The 21,814-nt window shown below is 71.0% G+C and carries 26 protein-coding genes; 12 read left to right on the top strand and 14 right to left on the bottom strand.

Annotated elements, in window-relative coordinates; translation table 11 throughout:
* The first annotated feature begins 49 nt into the window (after positions 1–49).
* The 3 genes from NDW01_RS16555 to NDW01_RS43835 all read left to right on the top strand — a co-directional run bounded on the left by NDW01_RS16555 (position 50) and on the right by NDW01_RS43835 (position 2,271).
* The gene (locus tag NDW01_RS16555; protein ID WP_252821520.1) at positions 50–799 is read left to right on the top strand and encodes a PP2C family protein-serine/threonine phosphatase; all 750 of its coding nucleotides are present in this window, start codon (positions 50–52) and stop codon (positions 797–799) included.
* A gap of 287 nt (positions 800–1,086) precedes the next feature.
* Positions 1,087–1,413, top strand: a complete 327-nt coding sequence (locus NDW01_RS42955) for a DUF2752 domain-containing protein (protein ID WP_256512267.1) — start codon at positions 1,087–1,089, stop codon at positions 1,411–1,413.
* Positions 1,414–1,485: 72 nt separating this feature from the next.
* Complete coding sequence (locus NDW01_RS43835; protein WP_252821519.1) at positions 1,486–2,271, top strand: RDD family protein; 786 nt, start codon at positions 1,486–1,488, stop codon at positions 2,269–2,271.
* 89 nt (positions 2,272–2,360) lie between these two features.
* Here NDW01_RS43835 and NDW01_RS16540 read toward each other — a convergent pair whose 3' ends face one another.
* Complete coding sequence (locus NDW01_RS16540; RefSeq protein ID WP_252821517.1) at positions 2,361–3,134, bottom strand: hypothetical protein; 774 nt, start codon at positions 3,132–3,134, stop codon at positions 2,361–2,363.
* A 103-nt stretch (positions 3,135–3,237) separates the two neighbouring features.
* On the opposite strand from NDW01_RS16540, the gene NDW01_RS16535 reads away from it, so the two are divergent.
* Both NDW01_RS16535 and NDW01_RS16530 read left to right on the top strand, forming a co-directional pair.
* The gene (locus tag NDW01_RS16535) at positions 3,238–4,035 is read left to right on the top strand and encodes an ABC transporter ATP-binding protein (RefSeq protein ID WP_252821514.1); all 798 of its coding nucleotides are present in this window, start codon (positions 3,238–3,240) and stop codon (positions 4,033–4,035) included.
* A gap of 89 nt (positions 4,036–4,124) precedes the next feature.
* Positions 4,125–5,060, top strand: coding sequence for a PrsW family intramembrane metalloprotease (locus tag NDW01_RS16530; protein WP_252821512.1), 936 nt, complete (start codon positions 4,125–4,127; stop codon positions 5,058–5,060).
* 134 nt (positions 5,061–5,194) lie between these two features.
* On the opposite strand, the gene NDW01_RS16525 is transcribed toward NDW01_RS16530, so the two are convergent.
* The gene (locus tag NDW01_RS16525; RefSeq protein ID WP_252821510.1) at positions 5,195–5,722 is read right to left on the bottom strand and encodes a hypothetical protein; all 528 of its coding nucleotides are present in this window, start codon (positions 5,720–5,722) and stop codon (positions 5,195–5,197) included.
* A 131-nt stretch (positions 5,723–5,853) separates the two neighbouring features.
* Here NDW01_RS16525 and NDW01_RS16520 point away from each other — a divergent pair, with 131 nt between their 5' ends.
* Positions 5,854–6,102: a hypothetical protein gene (locus NDW01_RS16520; protein WP_252781109.1), complete on the top strand. Its 249-nt coding sequence runs from the start codon at positions 5,854–5,856 to the stop codon at positions 6,100–6,102.
* A gap of 111 nt (positions 6,103–6,213) precedes the next feature.
* On the opposite strand, the gene NDW01_RS16515 is transcribed toward NDW01_RS16520, so the two are convergent.
* Entirely contained in the window at positions 6,214–7,122 is a 909-nt protein-coding gene (locus NDW01_RS16515; protein WP_252821508.1) for a Rieske 2Fe-2S domain-containing protein, read from the bottom strand.
* Positions 7,123–7,323: 201 nt separating this feature from the next.
* On the opposite strand from NDW01_RS16515, the gene NDW01_RS16510 reads away from it, so the two are divergent.
* Together NDW01_RS16510 and NDW01_RS16505 are read left to right on the top strand one after the other, a co-directional pair.
* Complete coding sequence (locus tag NDW01_RS16510) at positions 7,324–7,776, top strand: NfeD family protein (RefSeq protein WP_252821506.1); 453 nt, start codon at positions 7,324–7,326, stop codon at positions 7,774–7,776.
* Positions 7,758–8,822: an SPFH domain-containing protein gene (locus NDW01_RS16505; protein ID WP_252821504.1), complete on the top strand. Its 1,065-nt coding sequence runs from the start codon at positions 7,758–7,760 to the stop codon at positions 8,820–8,822. The genes NDW01_RS16510 and NDW01_RS16505 overlap by 19 nt, the downstream gene beginning before the upstream one ends.
* Positions 8,823–8,826: 4 nt before the next feature.
* Here the strand turns inward: NDW01_RS16505 and NDW01_RS16500 are convergent, their stop codons facing one another.
* The 7 genes from NDW01_RS16500 to NDW01_RS16470 all read right to left on the bottom strand — a co-directional run bounded on the left by NDW01_RS16500 (position 8,827) and on the right by NDW01_RS16470 (position 13,799).
* Positions 8,827–9,339, bottom strand: a complete 513-nt coding sequence (locus tag NDW01_RS16500; RefSeq protein WP_252821501.1) for an O-acetyl-ADP-ribose deacetylase — start codon at positions 9,337–9,339, stop codon at positions 8,827–8,829.
* 32 nt (positions 9,340–9,371) lie between these two features.
* Positions 9,372–9,809: a YjdF family protein gene (locus NDW01_RS16495; protein WP_252821499.1), complete on the bottom strand. Its 438-nt coding sequence runs from the start codon at positions 9,807–9,809 to the stop codon at positions 9,372–9,374.
* Between the two features lie 147 nt (positions 9,810–9,956).
* Positions 9,957–11,195: a lipase family protein gene (locus NDW01_RS16490; protein ID WP_252821497.1), complete on the bottom strand. Its 1,239-nt coding sequence runs from the start codon at positions 11,193–11,195 to the stop codon at positions 9,957–9,959.
* Between the two features lie 135 nt (positions 11,196–11,330).
* Positions 11,331–11,525 carry a hypothetical protein gene (locus tag NDW01_RS16485; RefSeq protein WP_252821495.1) on the bottom strand — a complete coding sequence of 65 codons (195 nt, stop codon included), beginning with the start codon at positions 11,523–11,525 and terminating at the stop codon, positions 11,331–11,333.
* 56 nt (positions 11,526–11,581) lie between these two features.
* Positions 11,582–11,836 (bottom strand): HAD hydrolase family protein, encoded by a 255-nt coding sequence (locus NDW01_RS16480; RefSeq protein ID WP_252821493.1) that lies wholly within the window; start codon positions 11,834–11,836, stop codon positions 11,582–11,584.
* Between the two features lie 249 nt (positions 11,837–12,085).
* Entirely contained in the window at positions 12,086–12,535 is a 450-nt protein-coding gene (locus tag NDW01_RS16475; protein ID WP_252822245.1) for a Fur family transcriptional regulator, read from the bottom strand.
* A 103-nt stretch (positions 12,536–12,638) separates the two neighbouring features.
* The gene (locus tag NDW01_RS16470) at positions 12,639–13,799 is read right to left on the bottom strand and encodes an aminotransferase class V-fold PLP-dependent enzyme (RefSeq protein ID WP_308211717.1); all 1,161 of its coding nucleotides are present in this window, start codon (positions 13,797–13,799) and stop codon (positions 12,639–12,641) included.
* 64 nt (positions 13,800–13,863) lie between these two features.
* On the opposite strand from NDW01_RS16470, the gene NDW01_RS16465 reads away from it, so the two are divergent.
* Complete coding sequence (locus NDW01_RS16465) at positions 13,864–14,922, top strand: CapA family protein (protein WP_252821491.1); 1,059 nt, start codon at positions 13,864–13,866, stop codon at positions 14,920–14,922.
* Here the strand turns inward: NDW01_RS16465 and NDW01_RS16460 are convergent, their stop codons facing one another.
* The gene (locus tag NDW01_RS16460) at positions 14,923–16,215 is read right to left on the bottom strand and encodes a GH1 family beta-glucosidase (RefSeq protein WP_252821489.1); all 1,293 of its coding nucleotides are present in this window, start codon (positions 16,213–16,215) and stop codon (positions 14,923–14,925) included.
* Positions 16,216–16,294: 79 nt separating this feature from the next.
* On the opposite strand from NDW01_RS16460, the gene NDW01_RS16455 reads away from it, so the two are divergent.
* Positions 16,295–16,918: a TetR/AcrR family transcriptional regulator gene (locus NDW01_RS16455; protein ID WP_252821488.1), complete on the top strand. Its 624-nt coding sequence runs from the start codon at positions 16,295–16,297 to the stop codon at positions 16,916–16,918.
* Between the two features lie 190 nt (positions 16,919–17,108).
* Here NDW01_RS16455 and NDW01_RS16450 read toward each other — a convergent pair whose 3' ends face one another.
* From NDW01_RS16450 to NDW01_RS16440, 3 genes are all read right to left on the bottom strand, one after another.
* Complete coding sequence (locus tag NDW01_RS16450) at positions 17,109–17,687, bottom strand: biotin transporter BioY (RefSeq protein WP_252781098.1); 579 nt, start codon at positions 17,685–17,687, stop codon at positions 17,109–17,111.
* 130 nt (positions 17,688–17,817) lie between these two features.
* Positions 17,818–19,455, bottom strand: a complete 1,638-nt coding sequence (gene abc-f, locus NDW01_RS16445) for a ribosomal protection-like ABC-F family protein (protein ID WP_252821486.1) — start codon at positions 19,453–19,455, stop codon at positions 17,818–17,820.
* Positions 19,456–19,683: 228 nt separating this feature from the next.
* Positions 19,684–20,256, bottom strand: a complete 573-nt coding sequence (locus tag NDW01_RS16440; RefSeq protein WP_252821484.1) for a TetR/AcrR family transcriptional regulator — start codon at positions 20,254–20,256, stop codon at positions 19,684–19,686.
* Between the two features lie 125 nt (positions 20,257–20,381).
* Between NDW01_RS16440 and NDW01_RS16435 the strand changes: the two genes are divergently transcribed.
* Together NDW01_RS16435 and NDW01_RS16430 are read left to right on the top strand one after the other, a co-directional pair.
* Positions 20,382–21,416 (top strand): SDR family oxidoreductase, encoded by a 1,035-nt coding sequence (locus tag NDW01_RS16435; protein ID WP_252821481.1) that lies wholly within the window; start codon positions 20,382–20,384, stop codon positions 21,414–21,416.
* Between the two features lie 42 nt (positions 21,417–21,458).
* A partial coding sequence (locus NDW01_RS16430; protein WP_252821479.1) for a hypothetical protein occupies positions 21,459–21,814 on the top strand: 356 nt, incomplete at its 3' end.

Genomic DNA, 21,814 nt, shown 5'->3' with positions numbered 1-21,814 from the left:
AGTAGTCGGCTGAGTGAACCGCATCGCCGAGGACGTCATCGGAATTCACATGAGAGTCGCCATTCGCTACGCCGCGGGGTCGGACGTCGGCCGTACCCGCGAGAACAACGAAGACTCGGCGTATGCGGGCCCATGGCTGCTCGCTGTCGCCGACGGAATGGGGGGTCACGTCGGCGGGGAGATCGCAAGCTCCCTCGCCGTCCAGACCCTCGCGCCGACCGACGCCGAGGTCCCGCAGCCCGCGCTCGTGGAGACTCTCGAACGTGCCGTGCTGGCCGCCAACCAGGCGATCGCACAGCGGGTCGAGCAGGAGCCCGTGCTGCAGTCCATGGGCACCACCTGCACGGCCATGCTGTGGTCCGGCACCCAGCTCGCCCTCGCGCACATCGGGGACTCCCGCGCGTACATGCTGCGGGACAGCATCCTCTACCAGATCACCGAGGACCACACGCTGGAGAAGATGCTCACCGGCGAGGACGGCGCGGCGCCCCACCTGGCGAACCGCCTCGTCCGGGTCCTCGACGGCAAGCCGGACCGCAAGCCGGACATGTCTCTGCGCGAGGCCCTGCCGGGCGACCGCTACCTGCTGTGCTCCGACGGCCTGAGCGGCCCGGTCGGCGCCGAGACGCTGCACCAGGTCCTGACGAGCCGGCCGGAGCCCGAAGCGGTCGTCGGCACGCTCATCGACCTGGCCAACCAGGCCGGCGGACCGGACAACATCACCGTGATCGTGGTGGACGTCATCGCGGAGGGCGCGGAGGCGATCCCTCCGGTCGTCGTGGGCGCCGCCCGGGGCTGAGGTCCGTACCCGGGCAGAGGCTCGCCCGGGCGTGAGGTCCGCACGGGAAGGTCTCCGTGCGATCACGTTCTGAGCTCTGTGCCGCATTCTGACTTGACCGTTGCCCGCCTTGCTGCGATATAGGTCGCACAGGCGTACAACGGCACGGGGTTGGAGGGCGGAGTTTGGACGTCGCACGGGGGACGAGGGTCACCCCTGGTGCGCCGACCGCGCCGGCGCGGCTTCTCGCCTCCTTCACCGCCGCCGCAGGGGACGGGGTACGGGGTGTGGCGATCCGCACGGGGAGCATGGCCGTCGCGGCCGTACTCGCGGCGCTCGTGCACCGTGCCCACGATCCCGGCATACTGTGTCCGCTTCGGCGATTCACCGGGGTTCCCTGCCCTCTCTGCGGCGGTACCACCGTCTTCATGGAGCTGGGAGCCGCCCACCCGGTCAGAGCCATCCTCGCGAACCCCTTCGCTCTCGCGGGAGCGCTCGGTCTGGCCGTGGCGCCCCTGGGGATCGGGCGCCGGTGGTGGGCGATCGAGCCGCGCGCCCGAACCGCGCTGCTCGGCGTCGTGGTTGTCCTGTCCTGGCTATGGCAGCTTGCCCGGTTCGGGCTCCTGCAGTGGTGAATTCCCTATCTCGTCACGGCGACAGCGAGCCCGACTTGGCAGACGGGCGTCATTCGATGAAGGAGTAAGAGCGTGAGCACCCCCTACGACCCGTACGGCCAGGGTCAGCAGCAACCCGGGTACGGTCAGCAGCCGGGTTACGGTCAGCAGCAGCCGGGCTATGGCCAGCAGCCCGGGTACGGGCAGCAGCCGGGTTACGGCCAGCAGCCCGGATACGGGCAGCAGCAGCCGGGCTACGGTCAGCAGCAGCCGGGTTACGGCCAGCAGCCCGGATATGGCCAGCAGCAGCCGGGCTATGGCCAGCAGCCCGGGTACGGGCAGGACTACGGCCAGCAGCAGGGGTACGGTCAGCAGCCCGGATACGGCCAGCAGGACTACGGCCAGGGGTACGGCCAGCAGCCCGCGGCGTACGGTCAGGGGTACGGGCAGCAGGGCTACGGCGCCGGGTACAACCAGGGCCAGTACGCCAGCTGGATCTCGCGGGTCGGCGCCACGCTCGTCGACGGGCTGATCGTCGGTGTGCCGTACGGCCTGCTCTACGCCATCGGGGGAGCGATCGGCGGGAGCGGTGGCGCCATCCTCATCCTCCTCGGGCTGCTCGTCGGCTTCGGCGCCGGCCTGTGGCTGTGCCACCAGGAGGGGACCACCGGTCAGACGCCCGGCAAGAAGGCCCTCGGAATCAAACTCATCGGCGAGACCACCGGGCAGCCGATCGGGTTCGGCATGGCGTTCGTGCGCCGTCTCGCCCACTTCCTGGACGGTGCCGCCTGCTACATCGGCTACCTCTGGCCGCTCTGGGACGACAAGAGCCAGACGTTCGCCGACAAGGTGTGCTCGACCATCGTCGTTCAGGCCTGACGTCTTCGACACGGCGCCCCGGTGACCGCGAGCAGCGGTCTCCGGGGCGTTTCGCGTACGGGGTCTCGCGATTCCGCGTTCCCGGGGAATCAGCGGACGGGGTCGAGAACGCTGTTGCAGGCGGCCACCCGGGCCCGGCGCACCGCGTGGTCGAGCGTACGGAGCGCCTCGGAGCGGCGCTGGACGTGGGCGGCGGACAGGCCCACGCTCTCCGTGGAACGTGCCAGATCGACCACGATGGCCAGCCGGCTCGCGAGCGCCGCCACTCGGTGCGCGCGCGCCGGGTACCCGGGGGCGAGGCCGCCCACCTGCTCGTGCCGGTGCGACTCGCGCAGCGCGCCCAGCGCCTCGGCGATCTCCGGCCGCCATTCCTGCCCGCCGTCCACGGTGAGGAGCGCCTCGGTGGCGTCCCGGACCGCCAGCGTCAGCCGATGGTCGGCCTCCGACAACGACGGAGTGTCCGGAGTGCCGTAGCGGACCTCGTGGACCTCCCAGCGGGTGCCGACGTACGACGAACCCCGGCGGTCCTCCGCCGGGATCAGGCCGAGCGGTCGCTCGCCCACCGTGGCGAGGACGGCCTCACCGGCGTCGATGGCCGCCGTGTTGAAGTCGGGCGGTCCGGTCAGCCCGAGCGGATCGCCCGGGGCGGGCAGCGCGAGGCGCAGCGCGGTGAGCCCCGCGACCCGGAGGGCGCCGAGACCCCGCCGCAGCGGAAGCTCCCCGCTCTCGCCGGGGACGCCGACGACCACGTGCGGGCCGCCCTGGCGCTCGACGGCATCGGCGGCCTCGTCGAGCCCCACATGGCCGGTCAGCCAGGCGTTGCCCCAGGCGACAAGCCCGGTGGATGGGTGAGTGAGGCGCATGCCGACCACCATAAGCGTTTCATAATGCCGTAGGTTCATTCCGAGACTTGGACAGCGACGGCGGCACCCCGCCGGCCGCTGCGCGCTCTAGGGGAAGGATGCGATGGCCGGCGAGGTACTACAACTCAAGGGCGTCGAGGTCCGACGCGAAGGCGCGTCGCTCCTGCGCGACGTCGACTGGACGGTCGCAGAAGACGAGCGATGGGTCATCGTCGGCCCCAACGGCGCCGGCAAGACGACGTTGCTGCAGGTCGCGGCCGCCATGCTGTTCCCCACCGAGGGCGAGGTCGAGCTGCTGGGCGAGACGCTCGGCAAGACCGACGTCTTCGAGCTGCGCCCCCGCATCGGCCTGGCCAGCGCGGCGATCTCCGACAAGATCCCGGGCGACGAGAAGGTCATCGACATCGTCCTGACGGCGTCATACGCCATCATCGGCCGGTGGAAGGAGGAGTACGACTCCACGGACGTCACCCGTGCGGTCGAACTCCTCGACGCGCTGGGCTGCGCGCACCTGATCCGCCGCCGGTTCTCCACCCTGTCCGAGGGTGAGCGCAAGCGGGTCTCGATCGCCCGCGCGCTCATGCCCGACCCCGAGCTGCTGCTCCTGGACGAACCGGCCGCCGGCCTCGACCTCGGCGGCCGTGAGGACCTGGTGGCCCGCCTCACGGCCCTGGCCACCGACCGTCTCGCGCCCACGATGGCCCTCGTCACCCACCACGTGGAGGAGGTGCCCGAGGGATTCACGCACGCCCTGCTGCTGCGCCGTGGCTCGGTCGTCGCGACGGGGAAGGTCGACGAGGTCTTCACCGAGGAGCTGCTGTCGGAGTGCTTCGGCCTGCCCCTGAAGATCGAGCGCCAGGACGGCCGCTGGCACGCCCACGCCGTCGCCCCCCGCCCCTGAGCCGGTGATCGCAGCGTTTTCGGCGCGTTCGCCCGGGTAGACGCCGACCGATCGGGCTTTCGTACGGTCGAGGCGACGGGAGCAGGGCGATGGGCACACCCACCTTTCAGGCTCCGCGACGGGCCGCGCGGCCGTGGTTGCGCGTCTTCGTCACCGGACTGGTGCTGTGGGTGCTGACCGTTCTCGTCATCCTGCTCACCCAGAACCCCAATCTGATCCCGACCCTGGTGCTGCTGGGGAGTTTCCTGGTGCCGGTGACGTTCGTCGTCTGGGCGTTCGAACGCCGTGACACGGGCGAGTTGACGCCGACGCTGGTGTTCAGCACCTTCCTCACCGGTGGCGTGCTCGGCGTGCTGGCCGCCTCGCTGCTGGAGACGTACCTGCTGCACCCGTCACCCTGGCTGTTCATCGGCGTCGGCCTGATCGAAGAGGCCGTCAAGCTGGGCGCGCTGGCGTTCCTCACCCGGCACCTGGCCTCCAAGACGGTGCGCGACGGGATGATCCTCGGCGCGGCCGTCGGGTTCGGCTTCGCCGCCTTCGAGTCGGCCGGCTACGCCTTCACCGCGCTGTTCACCGAGAACGGCCTGTCATTGATGCAGGTGGTGCAGACCGAACTCCTCCGCGGCCTGCTCGCCCCCGTGGGCCACGGCCTGTGGACGGCGATCCTCGGCGGGGTGCTGTTCCGGGCCAGCACCCGGCACCACTTCCTGGTCACCTACCGGCTGCTCCTCGCCTACGTCGGCGTCTCGCTCCTGCACGCCCTGTGGGACTCGATGCACTCGATCGCCCTGGTCATCACCCTGCTGCTCACCGGGACGCCCGCGCAGTACCGCCTCATCGAGATGGGCTGGATGCCGAGGCCCACCGAGGAGCAGGTGCACCTGTTCACGGTCCTGTCCTGGGCGGGCCTCGCCGTCATCTCCGTGATCGGCGTCGCCTGGCTGATGGGCCTGTGGCGTTCGACCCGCCGCCCGTACACCCCACCCCCGGGCTGGCACATCCCCACCGCGTACGTCCCCCGCTGAGTCAGGAGCCGTACGACGTCCGTATTCGCTTGATTACACAGCGCCCGTGTTGCACAATGGTCCCAGCCTCTGGCACTAGCTGGAGGAAGTGAGCCCGACTCCTGTCCGGACGGTCAGCAGTCGGGTTTCGCGTTTTAGGCGATTACGCCAACGTTTCTCGTCAGTTCGATGATCGGCTGGACTCGCCGTCTCCAGTCACCGCCTGCACCGTAAGTCCAAGCGAGAGCATCTGGAAGCCACAACGCGGGCTCTTCGTGCGGACGAAGGTGAGCGTAGCTGAGGCTCTCCGAGCTTTTCCGAAGCGTCTGCGCGATGCAGCTTCGGTCGAAGTGATCCATGGTCTCTCGGCTCTCGATGACCAATCGCCGGGCTCGACGGTCAGCGAACACGAGCGCAGCGAGGCACTCCCGTCTGACCGGTAGTTCCTTGCCGTAGCCCTCGTAGATGAGCCCGCGCACGGCATCGGAGCGGACGATCGCGTCAAGGATCTGCCGTTGCCGCGGGCGCGATTCGTGCTTGAAATGCCAGCGTCGCTGGCCGGGGAGGCACAGGCCGCGCAGCAACCGGCGCACCTCATCCAAATTCGCGGCCTCCACGGTTGCCGCACACAGGAGGTACCGATCCCGGCGCGTTGATTCGTCGACGAAGACATGGGCGGTCACCCAGTGAATCGTATTGGTGTTCGATTGAGTACGTAGTGTGATCGCTTTAATTGGTGATACCTCCCTGGCGGTCCGGTTGGGAGGTTTGCGGAACGGGTAACTATCGAATAGGTGTTCGAAAGGGGTGGGGCGTGAAGGGTGACCGGGTTGAGGTCGTCATCGATGCCGGAGGGGCGACCCGCACCTATGAGGTGGTGGCGACGCGCGCCGGGCGGCGGGTCGAGGTCGTCACGCGCCGGGGCGTGGTCGAGGTCGTCGAGGTCACGAGGAACGGCACCCCCGTACGGACGGCCCGGTTCATGGCGAGCCGCATCCTCGCGCTGGTGGAGTACCCGGTGAACGACCGCGGGGAGCCACGGGCCGAGGCCGACGAGGAGTAGGCCCCCTCTCGGAGGAGCCGCCGGCCCCGCCGGACCGCCGTGACGGGCCTTCGGACGGGGCGGGGGAAGGCGCCGTACGGCGGGCGGGAGTGGAACGGTCCTTTCTGGGGTCTATCGGGCCGGGCGCACCTGGATCATGCCGTTGTCGCCGATTCGCGTCTCGAACGCCGGCTGCCGGCCGGTGGCGGGGCCGTGGACGACGGTGCCGTCGCTGACCCGGAACGTACTGCCGTGCCACGGGCAGATGATGCAGGTCTCCTCGTTGACCTCGGTCACGCGGCCCTGGTGCAGGGGCCCGTCCAGGTGGGAGCACCGGTCGGCGAGGACGTGGACGTCATCGCCCTCCCGCAGCACGAACAGGCTGATGTACCCGAGGTTCCGGTGGACCGGCCACCCGTCGGGCAGCTCGTCGATGGAGCACAGGTCGTGCCAGCCCAGCGGGCCGAGGTGTGTGATCGATTCGGCGTGGCTCGGCCCGGCGGCCTGCCGGAACGCCAGGTGCCCGCCGAGGTACGCCCCGGCGAGCAGGGCGGTCAGGCCCGCGTAGGACAACACCTTGCCGGCACCGGTGAAACCGCTCCTGCGGGCGAGGAGCGAGGCGGTGTAGAGCGTGCTGCCCGCCGCGTTGCTCAACGCGTGGACCAGGCCGACGCGCTGCTGTTCACTGTGCAGGGCCGACCAGTCGGCCACGCCCGTGAGCACGGTCGGCACCGAGGCCACCAGCCCGGTCGCCATGAGCGCCTGGGACGCCCGTTCGGTGCCGGGCAGCAGATCGAGTACGGCGGTCGAGACGAAACAGCCGATCGGGACATCGGTCAGGGGCGGATGGGCCGGATGGCCCAGGGGAACTCCGTGCAGCAGATCCTTGACGGGGCCCGGGGGCAGCAGCCGCCGTACGACCTTGGTCATCAACCGCGCGGATCCGTCGAGGGTATCGGCGTGTTCGAGATCCTCGGCGACCTTCAAGGGACGGGGCCGCACCAGCGACCGGGAGATCCTGCTCACCCGTTGGCGGTTCACCGCACCTCCTCGGATGGCTTCGCTTTTCGGACATTAGTCTGCCGTCCTACGTCCCCATCACCGGGGGTCCTACCCGTCTCGATTTCCCCCGGCACATCGGACCCGCCCTTCGCGCCGGAACTATCGCCTCGTCGGACGGCGGCAACCGGCGCGTACGGAGTTACCGTGGACTCAGGGCCGTGCGTCACCGAAGGAGTCCCGATGCCGGCGTGGGTCGTCTGGCTGGTCGTGGCCGCAGTTCTCGGAATCGCCGAGGTGACCACGCTGACGTTCGCGCTCGGGCTGATGGCGGTCGGAGCGCTCGTCGCCGCCGTGACCGCGTCGGCCGGGCTTCCCCTGCCGCTCCAGGTGATCGTGTTCGGGGCGACCTCCGCCGCCGGGCTGGCCGCCGTACGGCCGATCGCCCTCCGGCACGTCCGGCAGCCGCCGCTTCTGCGGAGCGGCACCGCGGCGCTCGTGGGACGTGAGGCGCTGGCCCTCACCGAGGTCTCCCGCTACTCGGGCCGGGTGCGCATCGGCGGCGAGGAATGGAGCGCGCGCCCGTACGACCCCGGAGTCGTCATTCCTGAGGGGGCGGCCGTGGACGTCCTCGCCATCGAAGGCGTCACCGCCCTCGTGCATCCCCGGGAGGACCCATGGCCGATCTCGCCATAGCAGGCATCGTCGCACTGATCATCGCGCTGCTCCTGGTGGCGACCGTAGTGGTGCGGACCGTGTGGATCGTGCCCCAGGCCCGCGCCCGGAACGTCGAACGCTTCGGCCGCTACCGCAAGACCCTCCAGCCGGGCCTGAACTTCATCGTCCCGTTCGTCGACCGGGTCAAGCCGCTGATCGACCTGCGGGAGCAGGTGGTGGCGTTCCAGGGGCAGCCGGTCATCACCGAGGACAACGTGGTCGTGCACATCGACACCGTGCTGTTCTTCCAGGTCACCGATCCGCGAGCGGCGGACTACGAGATCGTCGACTACATCAAGGCGATCGAGCAGCTCACCGCCACCCAGTTGCGCAACGTGATCGGCACGCTGGACCTGGAGGCGACCCTGTCCTCCCGTGACCGGATCAACACCGCGCTGCGCGGCGTGCTGGACGACGCGTCCGGCAAGTGGGGCATCCGGGTGACCCGTGTGGAGATCAAGGCGATCGAGCCGCCGCAGTCCATCAAGGACGCGATGGAGAAGCAGATGCGGGCCGAGCGCGAGAAGCGCGCCACGATCCTGCAGGCCGAAGGCGTGCGGCAGTCCCGCATCCTGACGGCCGAGGGGGAGAAGCAGGGCGCGATCCTGCAGGCGGAGGGCGCCCGGCAGGCCGCGATCCTCAAGGCCGAGGGCGAGGCGAAGGCCATCGAGCAGGTCTTCACCTCGATCCACCAGAACGACCCGGATCCCAAGCTGCTCGCCTACCAGTACCTCCAGACGCTGCCGAAGCTCGCCGCCGGAGAGGGGAACACGTTCTGGGTCATCCCCGGCGAGCTCACCTCCGCGCTGCGGGCGGTCAGCGCGGCGTTCGGCGGACAGGCCGAGCAGGCGGGCCACGCCGAGGGCGAGAACGGCCGTACGGCGGCACGGCGGGAGGAACCCGCCGCGCACGTGCCGGAACCACGGCCGGGGGCCGTCGGCGGCCCGGAGGAGCAGGCCGCCCTGCCGGACCACACGCCGCCCTTCGAACTCGCCCCGGGCCGGGTGGACGCCGCCACCGAGTGAGCGCTCAGCCCGCCAGCGCCCGCGCGAACGCCTCGTGGACGTCCGCGCTGAACAGCACGAACCGCACCTCCTCCACCCGGCTCGGCGTCGCCCGTACGGTGCCGACCGCGATGCGCGCGGCGTCGTCCAGCGGCCAGCCGTAGATGCCGGCGGACACGGCGGGGAAGGCGACCGTCGCGGCGCCCAGCTCGTCGGCGACCCGCAGCGACTCCCGGTAACAGGAGGCGAGCAGCTCGGACCGGTCCTCGGAGCGGGAGTACACCGGGCCGACCGTGTGGATGACCCAGCGCGCGGGCAGCCGTCCGGCGGTCGTCGCCACGGCCTGCCCGGTCGGCAGCCCCTTCCCGTACCGGGACGCGCGCAGCTTCCGGCACTCGGCCAGGATCTCCGGGCCGCCCCGGCGATGAATGGCGCCGTCCACGCCGCCTCCGCCGAGAAGCGAGGAGTTCGCGGCGTTGACGACCGCGTCGACCTCCTGCTCGGTGATATCGCCCTGCACCAGCCTGATCGACGTCATCGTCCCTTCCTACAGCGAACGACCTGCTGGAGTCAGTGGCCGCGGTGGCGGGCCTTTTTCTTCGCGAGGGCGGCCGCCCGGCGCCGTTCGGCACGGTCGGCCTTCCGCGCCCGGGCGTCGGCGGTCCCCTGCGCCTTCCGCTGCTCGTATTCGAGGCGTACGGCCTCCTGGGAGGCGGTGCCGCGTCGTCCCTCGGCGGCGCGGGCGGCCTCGCGCGCCGCCAGTTTGGCGGCGCGCTTGGGGTTGACCCGGGGCCGGGACGGACGGGCGTCCGCCGGTACGGGCGGGTTGGCGGCGGCCTTCGCCAGGAGCGCCGAGCCGTGCCGCAGCAGGAACTCGTGGAGCTCCGCGTCGGTGGGCTCGCCGCCGAAGACGATCCGGGTGGCCCGCGTCTCGCCGCCCTCGGTGATCTCCAGGATGCCGACCCAGAACGGGTCTTCGAAGCACACGGTCAGCGCCACGGCGCTCATGGTCCCTCCAGTGTCCATGCCGAACACCGGCCTGACGAGGCCGGATTCCGGCACACCGGACATCCCTGGGAAGGGCGGATACAGACCGTCGGAGTCGACGGCGCCCGGGCTACCTACCGGGCCGCGTTTTCGTGTGCGGTCCGCATTCTACGGGCACGTGTCGCCCGGCGTCCTGCCCGCGAAGCGGTCGGTGAGGAAGGACAGCACGTCGTTCTGGCGGACGACCATCTCGAGGGCGTGCTCCCCGATGAGGTCGCGGACGACCTGCACGGTGGCACCCTTGGCGCACCAGGTGCGCGTCAGGGCGTCGTCCTGGCCGACGGGCACGATCTCGTCGGTCTTCGCGTGGTAGTCGTAGATCGGCGTGGTCGGCGCCGCCGCGCCCATGGTGTTCTTCGTGAGCATCGCCGCCACGGAGGGGACCGAGAGCGGGTCGGGGACGGTGGTGTAGTCCGCGAGCCTCTTGAACGCGAAGCCGGTGAGCAGGTCGGTCAGGCACTTGCCGCGCGCCTGCTGCAGCGCCACCTTGCCCTGGGCGTTGGTCAGGGCGTCGATGCCGGCCTCGGGATACTCCGCGGCGAGGCTGACGGTGGCCGCGGCCTCGAACCCGGAGAAGACCCCGCCGTCCAGCGACCGCGCCACCGCGGCCGGGTCGGCGGGAGTGCCGCCCATGGCCGCCCCGACGAGGCTGACGTCCGGAGCGTACGAGGGCTGCAGCTCGGCGGCCCAGCCGGTCGCCTGCGCGCCGCCGGAGTAGCCGTTCAGGGCCCAGGGATTGGTCGTGCCGACGCCGCCCGCGCCGAGGTTCCGTACGGCCCGGATGCCGTCGAGCACGGCGTGCCCGGCCTGCGGGCCGCCCATGAACACCGACTTGGGGCCCTCGAAGTCGGGCATCGCCACGGCCCAGCCCTCGGCCAGCACGGCGGCCGGGTAGATCGCGGACGAGGCCGCGTACCCCTGGCCCGAGGAGACCCCGTACGACGGCGCGCACTGCGTCCCGGTGGAGTCCTCGGCCGCCTGCACCGAGACCACGGGACGCGGACCGCTGCCCGTCCACGCCTTCTTCGGGACGAGCAGCGTGGTGACCGCCAGTTCGGGTTGACCGTGCGAGTCGTTCGTCCGGTAGGAGATCTGCCAGGCGTCGGTCGTCGTTCCCAGGTCGCCCACCTTCGGAAGAATCGTCCGGTCGGCGACGACCTGGCCCGGCCGGTAGGAGCCGATGTCGGCCGGGGCGCTGTAGAAGGGGTCCTGGTCGGGCGGCACCGAACCGGCCGGGGGCGGATCGGCGGCGTACGCGGCGCCGGCCGCGAGGGTCAGCGCGGCGGCGATCGGCAGCGCACGGACGGTTCTGGCGGCGAGCCGAAGGCGGGGGACGGCCGTGGTCATCGGTCACTCCAGCGGAGGCGGGCACCGGACCTCATCGGTGCGGGGCCTGGACTATCTCCCGTACGCCGCCGGGACGATAGGCGAGCACCGCCAAACGGCGGCCCGCGCTTTGCGACCAAGATGATAAACGATCACTTACTCGCAGGAGACGTCGATGCCGAGCGACCACAGGAGCGGGAGGAAGAACGCCGCACTCCGAGACTCGATCGGATCTGCGGCCCCTCCGAGTCCCCTCAGGATGAAGAACAGCATGACCAGCGCCATGAAGATCCGTAGGGCGAGTCCCATCCGCCAGGTGACCACCGGAGTACCCCCGACCTGATCACGCATCCGCGGCCCCCGCCTGACCAGACGCGGGCTGGCATGCGCGTACCCGGCTGGGCGCTTCAACGAATGCGCTGATGCCAATCCGCCAGAAGCGGTGTCACGGCCCGTAGGTCCCCGCCGTCCACCGTCGTCGAGGCCCTGTCACGCGCCTGCTGGTCCGCGTTGAAGGCGACACTGAGGCCGACCTCGTCGAACAGCGGCAGGTCCGACCGGCTGTCGCCGATGGCGGCGCACTGGGACGGGCCGAAGCCGAGGTTCTCCGCGTAGCGCAGCGCGAAGTCGCGTTTGCCGAACTCATCGAGGGTGGCCCGCACTCGGCCGGTGAAGGACCCATTGAGGATTTCCAGTTCAGGTCCGCAGTAGGCGGCTCATGCCGATTGAGTGAGAGGCCCTGCAGCAGGGCCGGTGAATCACGTCGATTCACTGCCGAGAATTCTGCGGGCTGATACGACGAAAACCCCTCGGCACAGGGCGGTGGTCTTCCGAGGGGCGGCCCCGGGGGAGGGGCCGCACCCTCGGAAAATGGGGGGGAAGGGGCGTCTTCGGGTGACCGGGGGCCCCGGTCAGGTGAGGGTCTGCTCCGGCTTCGGGCGGCAGTCGGGGCAGTAGCCCCAGAACGTGACGTCGGCCTCGTCGACGAGGTAGCCGGCGTCGCGGGCGGGCTCGAGGCACGGCGCCTCGCCGACGGCGCAGTCGACGTCCGTGACCCGGCCGCAGTCGCGGCAGACGAGATGGTGGTGGTTGTCGCCGACCCGCCCCTCGAACCGCGCCGGGCTGCCGGCCGGCTCGATCCGCCGTACGAGACCGGCGCCGGTGAAGGCGTGCAGGGCTTCGTAGACCGCCTGCACGGACACCTGGCCGAGCCGCTCGCGCACCCGGTTGGTGACCGTCTCGACGTCGAGGTGGTCGCCGGAGCGTACGGTGTCGAGGATCGCGATCCGTGCGGCGGTCACACGGAACCCGGCCGCGCGCAACTCGGCAGCCGGGTCGTGGAGGTGCCCCCGGTCCTTCACGTCGCCCACGCCATCTCCCTGGCTTGATGCATTCAGGACAATGATAGACGCAGGTTTGCCTGGGTGGTGGGTTCCGAAATATAGATCTACCTGGAACAACGTTTCACAGGGCGGTGATGAGCCGGCGGATCTCGTCCTCGGTGGTGTAGTAGTGCACGGAGGCGCGCACCCGGGGCTCGGGCCGGGCACCCTCGTCGTAGCGGTAGGTCTGCTCGGAGACCCGGACGTTGATCCGCTGTTCGGCGAGCGACGCCACGATCTCGGCGGCCGACCGGTCCCGGTGCGTGAACGTCACGATGCCCGACCGGTGCAGGCCCCGGTCCCGTACGGTCACGGCCGGGAGCTCGGCGAGGGCCGTGCGCAGCAGCGCGCCGAGTTCCAGGACGCGCGCCTCGATGGCGGCGAGGCCGACCTCCAGGGCGTAGTCCGCGGCGGCGCCCAGGCCGAGGTGCGCGGCGACGGAGCGTTCCCACGACTCGAACCGGCGGGCGTCGCCGCGCAGCTCGTACGACTCCGGTCCCGTCCAGTCCGCGGCCCGCAGGTCGAGGAACGGCGGTTCGAGGAGGTCGAGCGCCGACCGCCGGACGTAGAGGAAGCCGGTGCCGCGCGGGCCGCGCAGGAACTTGCGGCCCGTGGCCGACAGCAGGTCGCAGCCGATCTTCTCGACGTCCACGACGAGCTGGCCCACGGACTGGCAGGCGTCGAGGAGGTACAGGGCGCCGGCGGCCCGGGCCAGGCGGCCGACCTCGGCGACCGGGTTGATGAGGCCGTCGTGGGTGGGGACGTGGTTGATCGCCACGAGTCGTACGTCGTCGTCGAGCGCGGCATCGAGGGCGTCGAGTGAGATCTGGCCGTACTCGTCGTCGGGCACGACCTCGATCGTCACGCCCTTCCGGCGCGCGGCGTGGAGGAAGGCGATCGCGTTGCTGGAGTACTCGCTGGCGGTGGTGAGGATGCGGTCGCCGGGACGGAACGGGATGCCGTAGAAGGCCATGTCCCAGGCGCGCGTGGCGTTCTCCGTGCAGGCGATCTCGTCGGGGTGCGCGCCGATGAGGCGGGCGAGGGAGTCGTACGTCCCGGAGAGCCGTTCCTCGACGGCGTCGGCCGCCTCGTACCCGCCGACGCGTGCCTCGAGGTCGAGGTGCTCGTGCATCACGTCGAGGACGACCTGCGGGGGCAGCGCCGACCCGGCGGCGTTCAGGTGCACGACCTCCCGGCAGCCGGGGGTCTCGGCGCGGATGGCCGCGATGTCGAGCAAGATCACTCCAATTATCCGTAATGCGGAGAACATGCCATCCTGGGGATCTTTCCCGGAGATGGTGGGTGTGATGCGGCGGACGGTGCTGATGGCCGCGCTGGCCGGTGTCGCGGCAGCGGCGGCGGCCTGCGGCGGAGGCGGTGCGACGAAGCACCCGCCGCGCGCCACCGCGCCGTCCGGCCGGGCGCCGGACGGCACCGAGAACGGGCCGATCACGGTGGCGTTCGCCGGGGACGTCCACTTCAACGGGCGGCTCGCCGCGCGCCTGGCCGATCCCGCCACCGCCCTCGGCCCGACCATCCCCGAGCTGAAGCGCGCCGACCTCGCGATGGTCAACCTGGAGACGGCCGTCACCACACGCGGGACGAAGGCGCCGAAGCAGTTCACGTTCCGGGCACCGCCGAGCGCGTTCGGCGCGCTGCGGGCCGCCGGGGTCGACGTCGTGACCATGGCCAACAACCACGCCATGGACTACGGCACCGTCGGCCTGCGCGACTCGCTCGCCGCCATCAAGAGGTCGGGCTTCCCCACCGTCGGCATCGGCGCGAACATCGCCCAGGCCTTCCGGCCGTACTACGTGACCGTGAAGGGGAACCGCCTCGCGATCCTCGGGGCGACGCAGGTCCTGGACGACAACCTGATCACCGCCTGGACGGCGACCGCCAAGAAGGGCGGCCTGGCCTCGGCCAAGAACGTTCCGCGCCTCGTCGCGGAGGTGCGCGCGGCGCGGCGCCACGCCGACACCGTCATCGTCTACCTGCACTGGGGGCAGGAGAAGAACCCCTGCCCGCTGCCCCGCCAGAAGACGCTGGCCCGCGCGCTCATCCAGGCCGGCGCCGACGTGATCGTCGGCGGGCACGCCCACATCCCCCTCGGCGGCGGGTACGTGAAGGGCCGGTACGTCGACTACGGCCTCGGCAACTACTTCTTCACCGCGCCGGGCCGCAACGACCCCGACTCCGGCATCCTCGAGGTCACCCTGCGCAAGCGGAAGGTGCTGGGGGCCGAGTGGAAGCCGGTCTACATCACCAAGGGGGTGCCGCGGCTCCTCAGCGGCACCGCGGCGACCCGGGCGCACGCCAAGTGGGAGCGGCTGCGCCGCTGCACCGGCCTCGCCGCCGCGCCCTGATCAGGACGAGGCCGCCGCGATGAGGTCGCGGTACCACGCGTACGACGCGCGCGGCGTGCGCCGCTGGGTGGCGTAGTCGACGTGGACGAGCCCGAAGCGCGGGCCGTACCCCTCGGCCCACTCGAAATTGTCGAGCAGCGACCAGACGTAGTACCCGCGCACGTCGACGCCGTCGTTCATCGCCGCCTGCACCGCCCCGACGTGCGCGGTCAGGAAGCCGATGCGGGCGGAGTCGTTCAGCGACTCGTCGTAGGAGCAGCCGCTCTCGGTGATGTACACCGGCGGCAGCGCGGCGCCGTACCTATCCCGCAGGTCGACGAGGAGCCGGTGCAGCCCGTCCGGGACGACCGGCCAGCCCATCCCCGTCGTCGGGAACCCGGTCAGGTCGCGCATCGCGAAGGGCAGGGAGTCGTCGGTCGGGGCGGCGACCCCGGTCGGGTGGTAGTAGTTCACGCCGAGGACGTCGATCGGCGCGCGGATCAGCTCGAGGTCGCCGTCCCGGACATGGGACAGGTCCAGGCCGAGGTCCGGGTAGCGGCCGCGCAGGATCGGGTCGGTGAACTGCCAGGCCAGCAGGTCGTCGAACGCGGCGGCGGCCGTGGCGTCCTCGGCGGTGTCACCGGCCGGCCAGGCCGGGGTGTAGTGGTTGGCGATCCCGATCCGCCGCGCGCCGGCGGCGCGCAGGGCGCCGGTGGCGAGCCCGTGCCCGAGGAGCTGGTGGTGCGCGGTGGGCAGCGCGCCGAGCATGAGCGTCCGGCCCGGAGCATAGATCCCGAACGCGTAGCCGTACGCCATGACGACCATCGGCTCGTTCAGCGTGATCCACAGGTCGACGCGATCGGCGAGCCGGTCGGCGACGATCGCGGCGTACTCGGCGAACCGGTGGGCCGTGTCGCGGTTCATCCAGCCGCCGGCGTCCTCCAGGGGCTGCGGCAGGTCCCAGTGGTACAGCGTGGGCACGGCCGCGATCCCGCGTTCGGCGAGGCCGTCGACGAGGCGGTCGTAGAAGTCCAAGCCCTTGTGGTTGACCGCCCCGCCGCCGGTGGGCTGGACACGGGGCCAGGCGATGGAGAAGCGGTACGCGCGGGCGCCGAGGCCGGCGATCAGGTCGAGGTCCTCGGCCCAGCGGTGGTAGTGGTCGCAGGCGACGTCGGCGGTGTGCCCGTCGCGTACGCGGCCGGGCTCCCGGCAGAAGGTGTCCCACGTGGACGGGCCCCGGCCGTCCTCCTCCGTCGCGCCCTCGATCTGGTACGCCGAGGTCGCGACGCCCCAGTGGAAGTCAGGGGGGAACACGGCCCACCTCCACGCAAACGTGAATGGACCTCGGATATTACGCGCCGGTATCCGGGCCGGAAAAGGCATGATTGGACGTGTGACGACGGATAGCTCGGCGCTGCGCCGCCGACCTGCGCAACGACGGAGCGCCGAACGCGTCCAGCGCATGCTCGACGCGTGTGCGGAGATCCTCGACGAGTCCGGGTACGACGGCCTGTCCACCACCAAGATCGCCCAGCGGGCGGAGGTCGCGATCGGCTCGGTCTACCAGTTCTTCCCCGACAAGAAGGCGATCGCCCAACAGCTCGCGCTCCGCAACCTCGACATGTTCGGCGAGCGGGTGGGGCGGGCGCTCGCCGAGCGGAGGTACGCGCACTGGTACGACGCCGTCGGCACGGTCATCGAGGTCTTCGTCGGAATGCACCGTACGGTCCCGGGCTTCCGGGTGCTGCGCTTCGGCGACATCGCGGACGTCCACCTGCTCGACGTCGCGGCCGAGAACAACGCCGTCGTCGCGGACCGGCTCAAGACGCTCCTCGTCTCGGTGTTCGACCTGCCGGACGACGGTGACTTCACCCGCGCGCTGGCCGTCTCCGTCGAGGCGGCCGACGCGGTGCTCAAGCTGGCCTTCCGTAACGACCCCGACGGGGACCCGGCGCTGCTCGCCGAGGTCGAGCGCCTGATCCACGGCTACCTGGCCGACCACCTCGGCGACCGGTGACCGAGGACCGAACGGACGAGGCCCGAACGGACGAGGCCCGAACGGACGAGGCCCGAACGGACGAGGCCCGAACGGACGAGGCCCGAACGGACGAGGCCCGAACGGACGAGGCCCGAACGGACCAGGCCCGAACGGACGAGGGCCCGGCCTCCGGAAACGGAGACCGGGCCCTCATCGCCTGCGGGGCGCGTCAGCGGCGGAGGAGCCGCCAGGCGCCGGGCAGCAGGCCCGCGGCGAGCGCGATCTTGATCGCGTCGCCGACGAGGAACGGCCGGACGCCCATCGAGAGGGCCTGGCCCAGGCCGCTGTGCGTCCAGGCCATCAGCCACGGCACCCCGACGGCGTAGATCACCGCGAGGCCGAGGGCCATCGTGCCCACGGTCCGCACCGGCGACCGGTCACCGCCGCGGGCGGCCAGGGCGCCCACGACCGCGCCCGCCAGCACGAAGCCGAGGATGTAACCGAACGACGCCATCCGCCAGCCCGACGTGCCGTCGGAGAACCACGGCACGCCGACCATGCCGGCGAGGGTGTACAGCGCCATCGAGAGGGCGCCACGGCGGAACCCGAGCGCCGCCCCCGACAGCAGGACCGCGAAGGTCTGGCCGGTCACCGGCACCGGCGTGCCCGGGATCGGCACGCTGACCTGGGCGGCCAGTCCGACGAAGACCGCCGCGCCGACGACCAGCGCGACGTCGCGGACCAGCCGGCCCGGCACGAGGTCGCCGAGGACGGCCGGACGGGTCGCCACAGCCTGCGAGTTGGACACCTAGAACCTCCCTTTCGAGGGTTATCGCGCTCATTGTCCCTTCCAAGGTCGATGATGAGCGCGCGACGGCTCCGCCAAAAGATGGCCCCCCGGCTTTGTAACCGGTCGTCCTCGGCGTTGGCTTGAGGGCTCAGTCCTCGGCGGGCGCGCCCGTCTCCAGCAGCCGGCCGTCGGACAACCGCAGCCAGCGGCTCACACCGATCTCGGCGAGGAACCGTTCGTCGTGGCTGACCACGACGAACGCGCCCTCGTAGGCGTTCAGCGCGCTCTCCAACCGGCCGACGCTGACCAGGTCGAGGTTGTTGGTCGGCTCGTCCAGCAGCAGCAACTGGGGGGCGGGTTCGGCGAACAGGACACAGGCCAGGGTGGCGCGCAGCCGTTCACCCCCGGACAGCACCCCGACCGGAAGGTTGCTGCGCGCGCCCCGGAAGAGGAACCGCGCGAGAAGGTTCATCCGCTGCGACTCCGGCATCGCGGGCGCGTACGCGGCGAGGTTCTCCGCCACCGTACGGTCCGGATCCAGCAGGTCGAGCCGCTGGGACAGGTACGCGACCCGGCCGTCCGCCCGGCGGGTCGTGCCGCCGTCCGGATCCAGCTCACCGCCGATCAGGCGCAGCAGCGTCGACTTGCCGCCGCCGTTCGGCCCGGTGAGCGCGATCCGCTCAGGGCCCCGGATGATGAGGTCGACGCCGTCTCCGGCGAAGATCGCGCGTTCGCCGTGGCGGACCCGCATCCCCTCGCCCACGAACACCGTCCGCCCGGCCGGAACGTTCGTCCCGGGCAGCTCCAGCGTGATCTTCTGGTCGTCGCGCAGCGCCCGGCTCGCCTCGTCGAGCCGGGCCCTGGCCCCGGCGACCCGCGCGCCGTGCGTCTCGTCCGCCCTGCCCGCCGACTCCTGCGCACGCCGTTTCCGCGCCCCGGCGAGGATCTTGGGCAGACCGGCGTTCTGGATGTTCCGCGCGGCGTTGGAGGCCCGGCGCTCGGCGCGCTCCCGCGCCTGCTGCATCTCCCGCTTCTCCCGTTTGACCTCCTGCTCGGCGCTGCGAACGTTCTTCTCGGCGACCTCGCGCTCGGCCCGTACGGCCTCCTCGTAGGCGGTGAAGTTCCCGCCGTAGTAGCGGACCTCGCCCCGGTCGAGCTCGGCGATGCGGTCCATGCGGTCGAGCAGCGCGCGGTCGTGGCTGACCACCAGCAGGCAGCCCTGCCACTCGTCCAGGACCGCGGAGAGCCTGCGGCGCGCGTCGAGGTCCAGGTTGTTGGTCGGCTCGTCGAGCAGCAGCACGTCCGGCCGCTTCAGCAGCTGCGCCGCGAGCCCGAGCGAGACGATCTGGCCGCCGCTGAGCGTGCGCAGGCACCGGTCGAGACCGACGTCCCCGAGGCCGAGCCGGTCGAGCTGGGCCTGGGTGCGTTCCTCGATGTCCCAGTCGTCGCCGACGACCGCGAAGTTCTCCTCGCTCGCGTCCCCGGCCTCGATGGCGTCGATCGCACGGATCACCGGCGCGACCTCCAGGACCTCCGCCACGGTCAGGTCCCCGGTCAGCGGCAGCGTCTGGGGGAGGTATCCCGGCACGCCTTCGACGGACACCGTGCCGCCACCTGGCCGGAGCTCACCGGCGATCAGCTTGAGCAGGGTGCTCTTCCCGGCGCCGTTCGGCGCGACGAGGCCCGTACGGCCGCCGCCGACGGTGAAGGACAGGTCCTGGAAGACGGGGGTGTCGTCGGGCCAGGAGAAGGACAGGTTCGAGCAGACGATGAAAGCGTCGGACATGACAGAGCCCTCAAGTTCAGGCGCGGGGACACGACACCCGCAGGGATTGGTGAGAACGACCGAATGGCCACGTCAGCGGCGCTCTGCGCGCACGCCGGTGGCCGTCACATCCGGGTATCAGCCGGAGATGTCGTCGTCACCAATCACGTCTGTCTCCCTGATTCGGGGGCTACTCGGCCCTCACCCTACCAGCGGCCTCAGGGCCGCGGTCTGGCGCTGGGCGCTCGTTCAGGCGCTTCGCAGCATCGCCCGGACGGTGTCGCGTGCCTCGTCGACCCGGCTCCCGCTGTCGAGCTCGATGAGCACCGTCTCCGACGCGAGCGCGATGAGAAGGCGGACGTGGACGCCCACCGGCGTCATGCCGATCGCCTCCATGCTGGGGGCCACGAGCGCTTCGAACCGGTCGAGGAGCTCGGCGAAGAACGCGCCGCGTTCCGCGTGCGCGCGTGATTCGAGGATCAGCGCCTTGACCGCGTGGTTGGCCAGACAGGCGTCGAGGTACGCCTCGACGGCGGCCACGAGGAAGTCGTGCCCCGGGTCCAGCGATGCGACGGCGGCGAGCACCTGCTCTCCGACGCGGTCGTAGAAGCGGCGCTCGATCGCCGCGATGAACGCCGCGCGGTCGGTGAAGTGGACGTAGAAGGTGCCCTTGGCCACTCCGGCCTGGGACGTCACCGCGGCGACGCTCAGACCGGCGAGCCCGTGACGCGCCGCCACCACCTCGCCGGCGTCGAGCAGTCTGTCCCTGGTCTCTCGTCCCTTCGGAGTGACCGGAACGTCGTCGGGGCGTGTCGCTGGCATGTGATCAGCCTACCTGACCGTGCGGTCATAAAAAAATGACCGCGCGGTCATTTTCTGTGCTACGGTCCTCGCCGGAAGGTGCCCACGCCCCGTACGAGGGGGCCGCACCGGAAAGGGTGAGACACATGAGCGACGACACCGTGCTCGTCACCGGAGGCACCGGGTTCCTCGGCGCGTACTGCATCCTGCGGCTGCTCCAGGCCGGTTATCAGGTGCGAACCACCGTCCGTGACCTCCGGCGCTCGCCGGACGTACGCGAGATGCTGCGCAACGGCGGTGCCGGCGACGCCGCCGCCGTGGAGTTCGTCCAGGCCGACCTGACCGCCGACGATGGGTGGTCCGCTGCCGTCGCGGGCTGCGCCTATGTGCTGCACGTGGCATCGCCGTACCCGGCGCAGGTCCCGCGCGACGAGAACGAGCTGATCGTCCCGGCGCGGGACGGCACACTTCGGGTCCTGCGCGCCGCGCGCGATGCGGGGGTCCAGCGGGTGGTCCTCACTTCGTCGTTCGCGGCGATCGGCTATGGTCACGCCCGCGTGGACCACGTGTTCACCGAACTCGACTGGACGGACCCCGACGGCCCCGGCGTCGGGGCATATCAGCGATCGAAGACCCTGGCCGAGCGTGCGGCGTGGGACTTCGTCGAACGCGAAGGCAAAGGTGTCGAGCTCGCGGTCGTCAACCCCGTCGGCATCCTGGGACCCCTGCTCGGGCCCCCGACCACCTCGGTCCTGCTGATCCAGAGCCTGCTCAACAAGGAAATGCCCGCTCTGCCGCGCCTCTCCTTCGGGATCGTCGATGTACGCGACGTGGCGGACCTGCAGCTACGGGCCATGACCGACCCCGCGGCCGGCGGAGAACGCTTCCTCGCCACGGCGGGCGATTCACTCTGGGTGTCCGAGATCGCCCGCATCCTCCGGGACGGCCTTGGCGCCGCCGGCAAGCGCGTTCCCACCCGGGTCCTCCCCGACTTCGCCGTCCGCGCCCTCGCCCTGGTGAGCTCGTCGGCGCGGCCGATGGTGCACGACCTCGGCGTGTTCAAGCCGCTCAGCAACGACAAGGCCCGCGACGTCCTGGGATGGCGGCCACGCTCCGCCGAGGACGCCTTGATCGCCACCGGCGAGAGCCTCGTGAAACGCGGACTGCTCAAACATCACTGAAGTTCGCTTGGCGGGGTCGCCTGCATCGGCGCGTCGTTGTTCATGCCCCTGACCGCCGTCGGTCGCACCGGCCAGCTCTCGGCGCCAGTCAGCGATGCGCTCCCGGAGCCCGGCCACGTCCTCTGTAGTGAGGCCGTAGGCGGTCAGTTCGGTGTCGGGGTAGATGTCGAGGGACGCGGGCATCTCGGCGAAGACGCTGCGGTCGAAACCGGCGTCACGTGCCGCGGCGAGGGAGATGAGCTGTTCCCGGGTAAAAGCTCCGCTGCTCACCGCTTCGACCAACCGGTCGAAGGGCCCGGACCGGGGCTCGCGGACCACGAGGAGTACGCGATGAAGTTCCTGATCGGCATGCACATCAATCCGGCCGTGCTGGATGCGCTGACCGACGAGGAGAAGGC

Source organism: Actinoallomurus soli, from assembly GCF_024055715.1.
Lineage (GTDB): Bacteria > Actinomycetota > Actinomycetes > Streptosporangiales > Streptosporangiaceae > Actinoallomurus > Actinoallomurus soli.
Note: the sequence above shows the minus strand (reverse complement) of the source record. Positions and strands in the feature narration are given on the sequence as shown.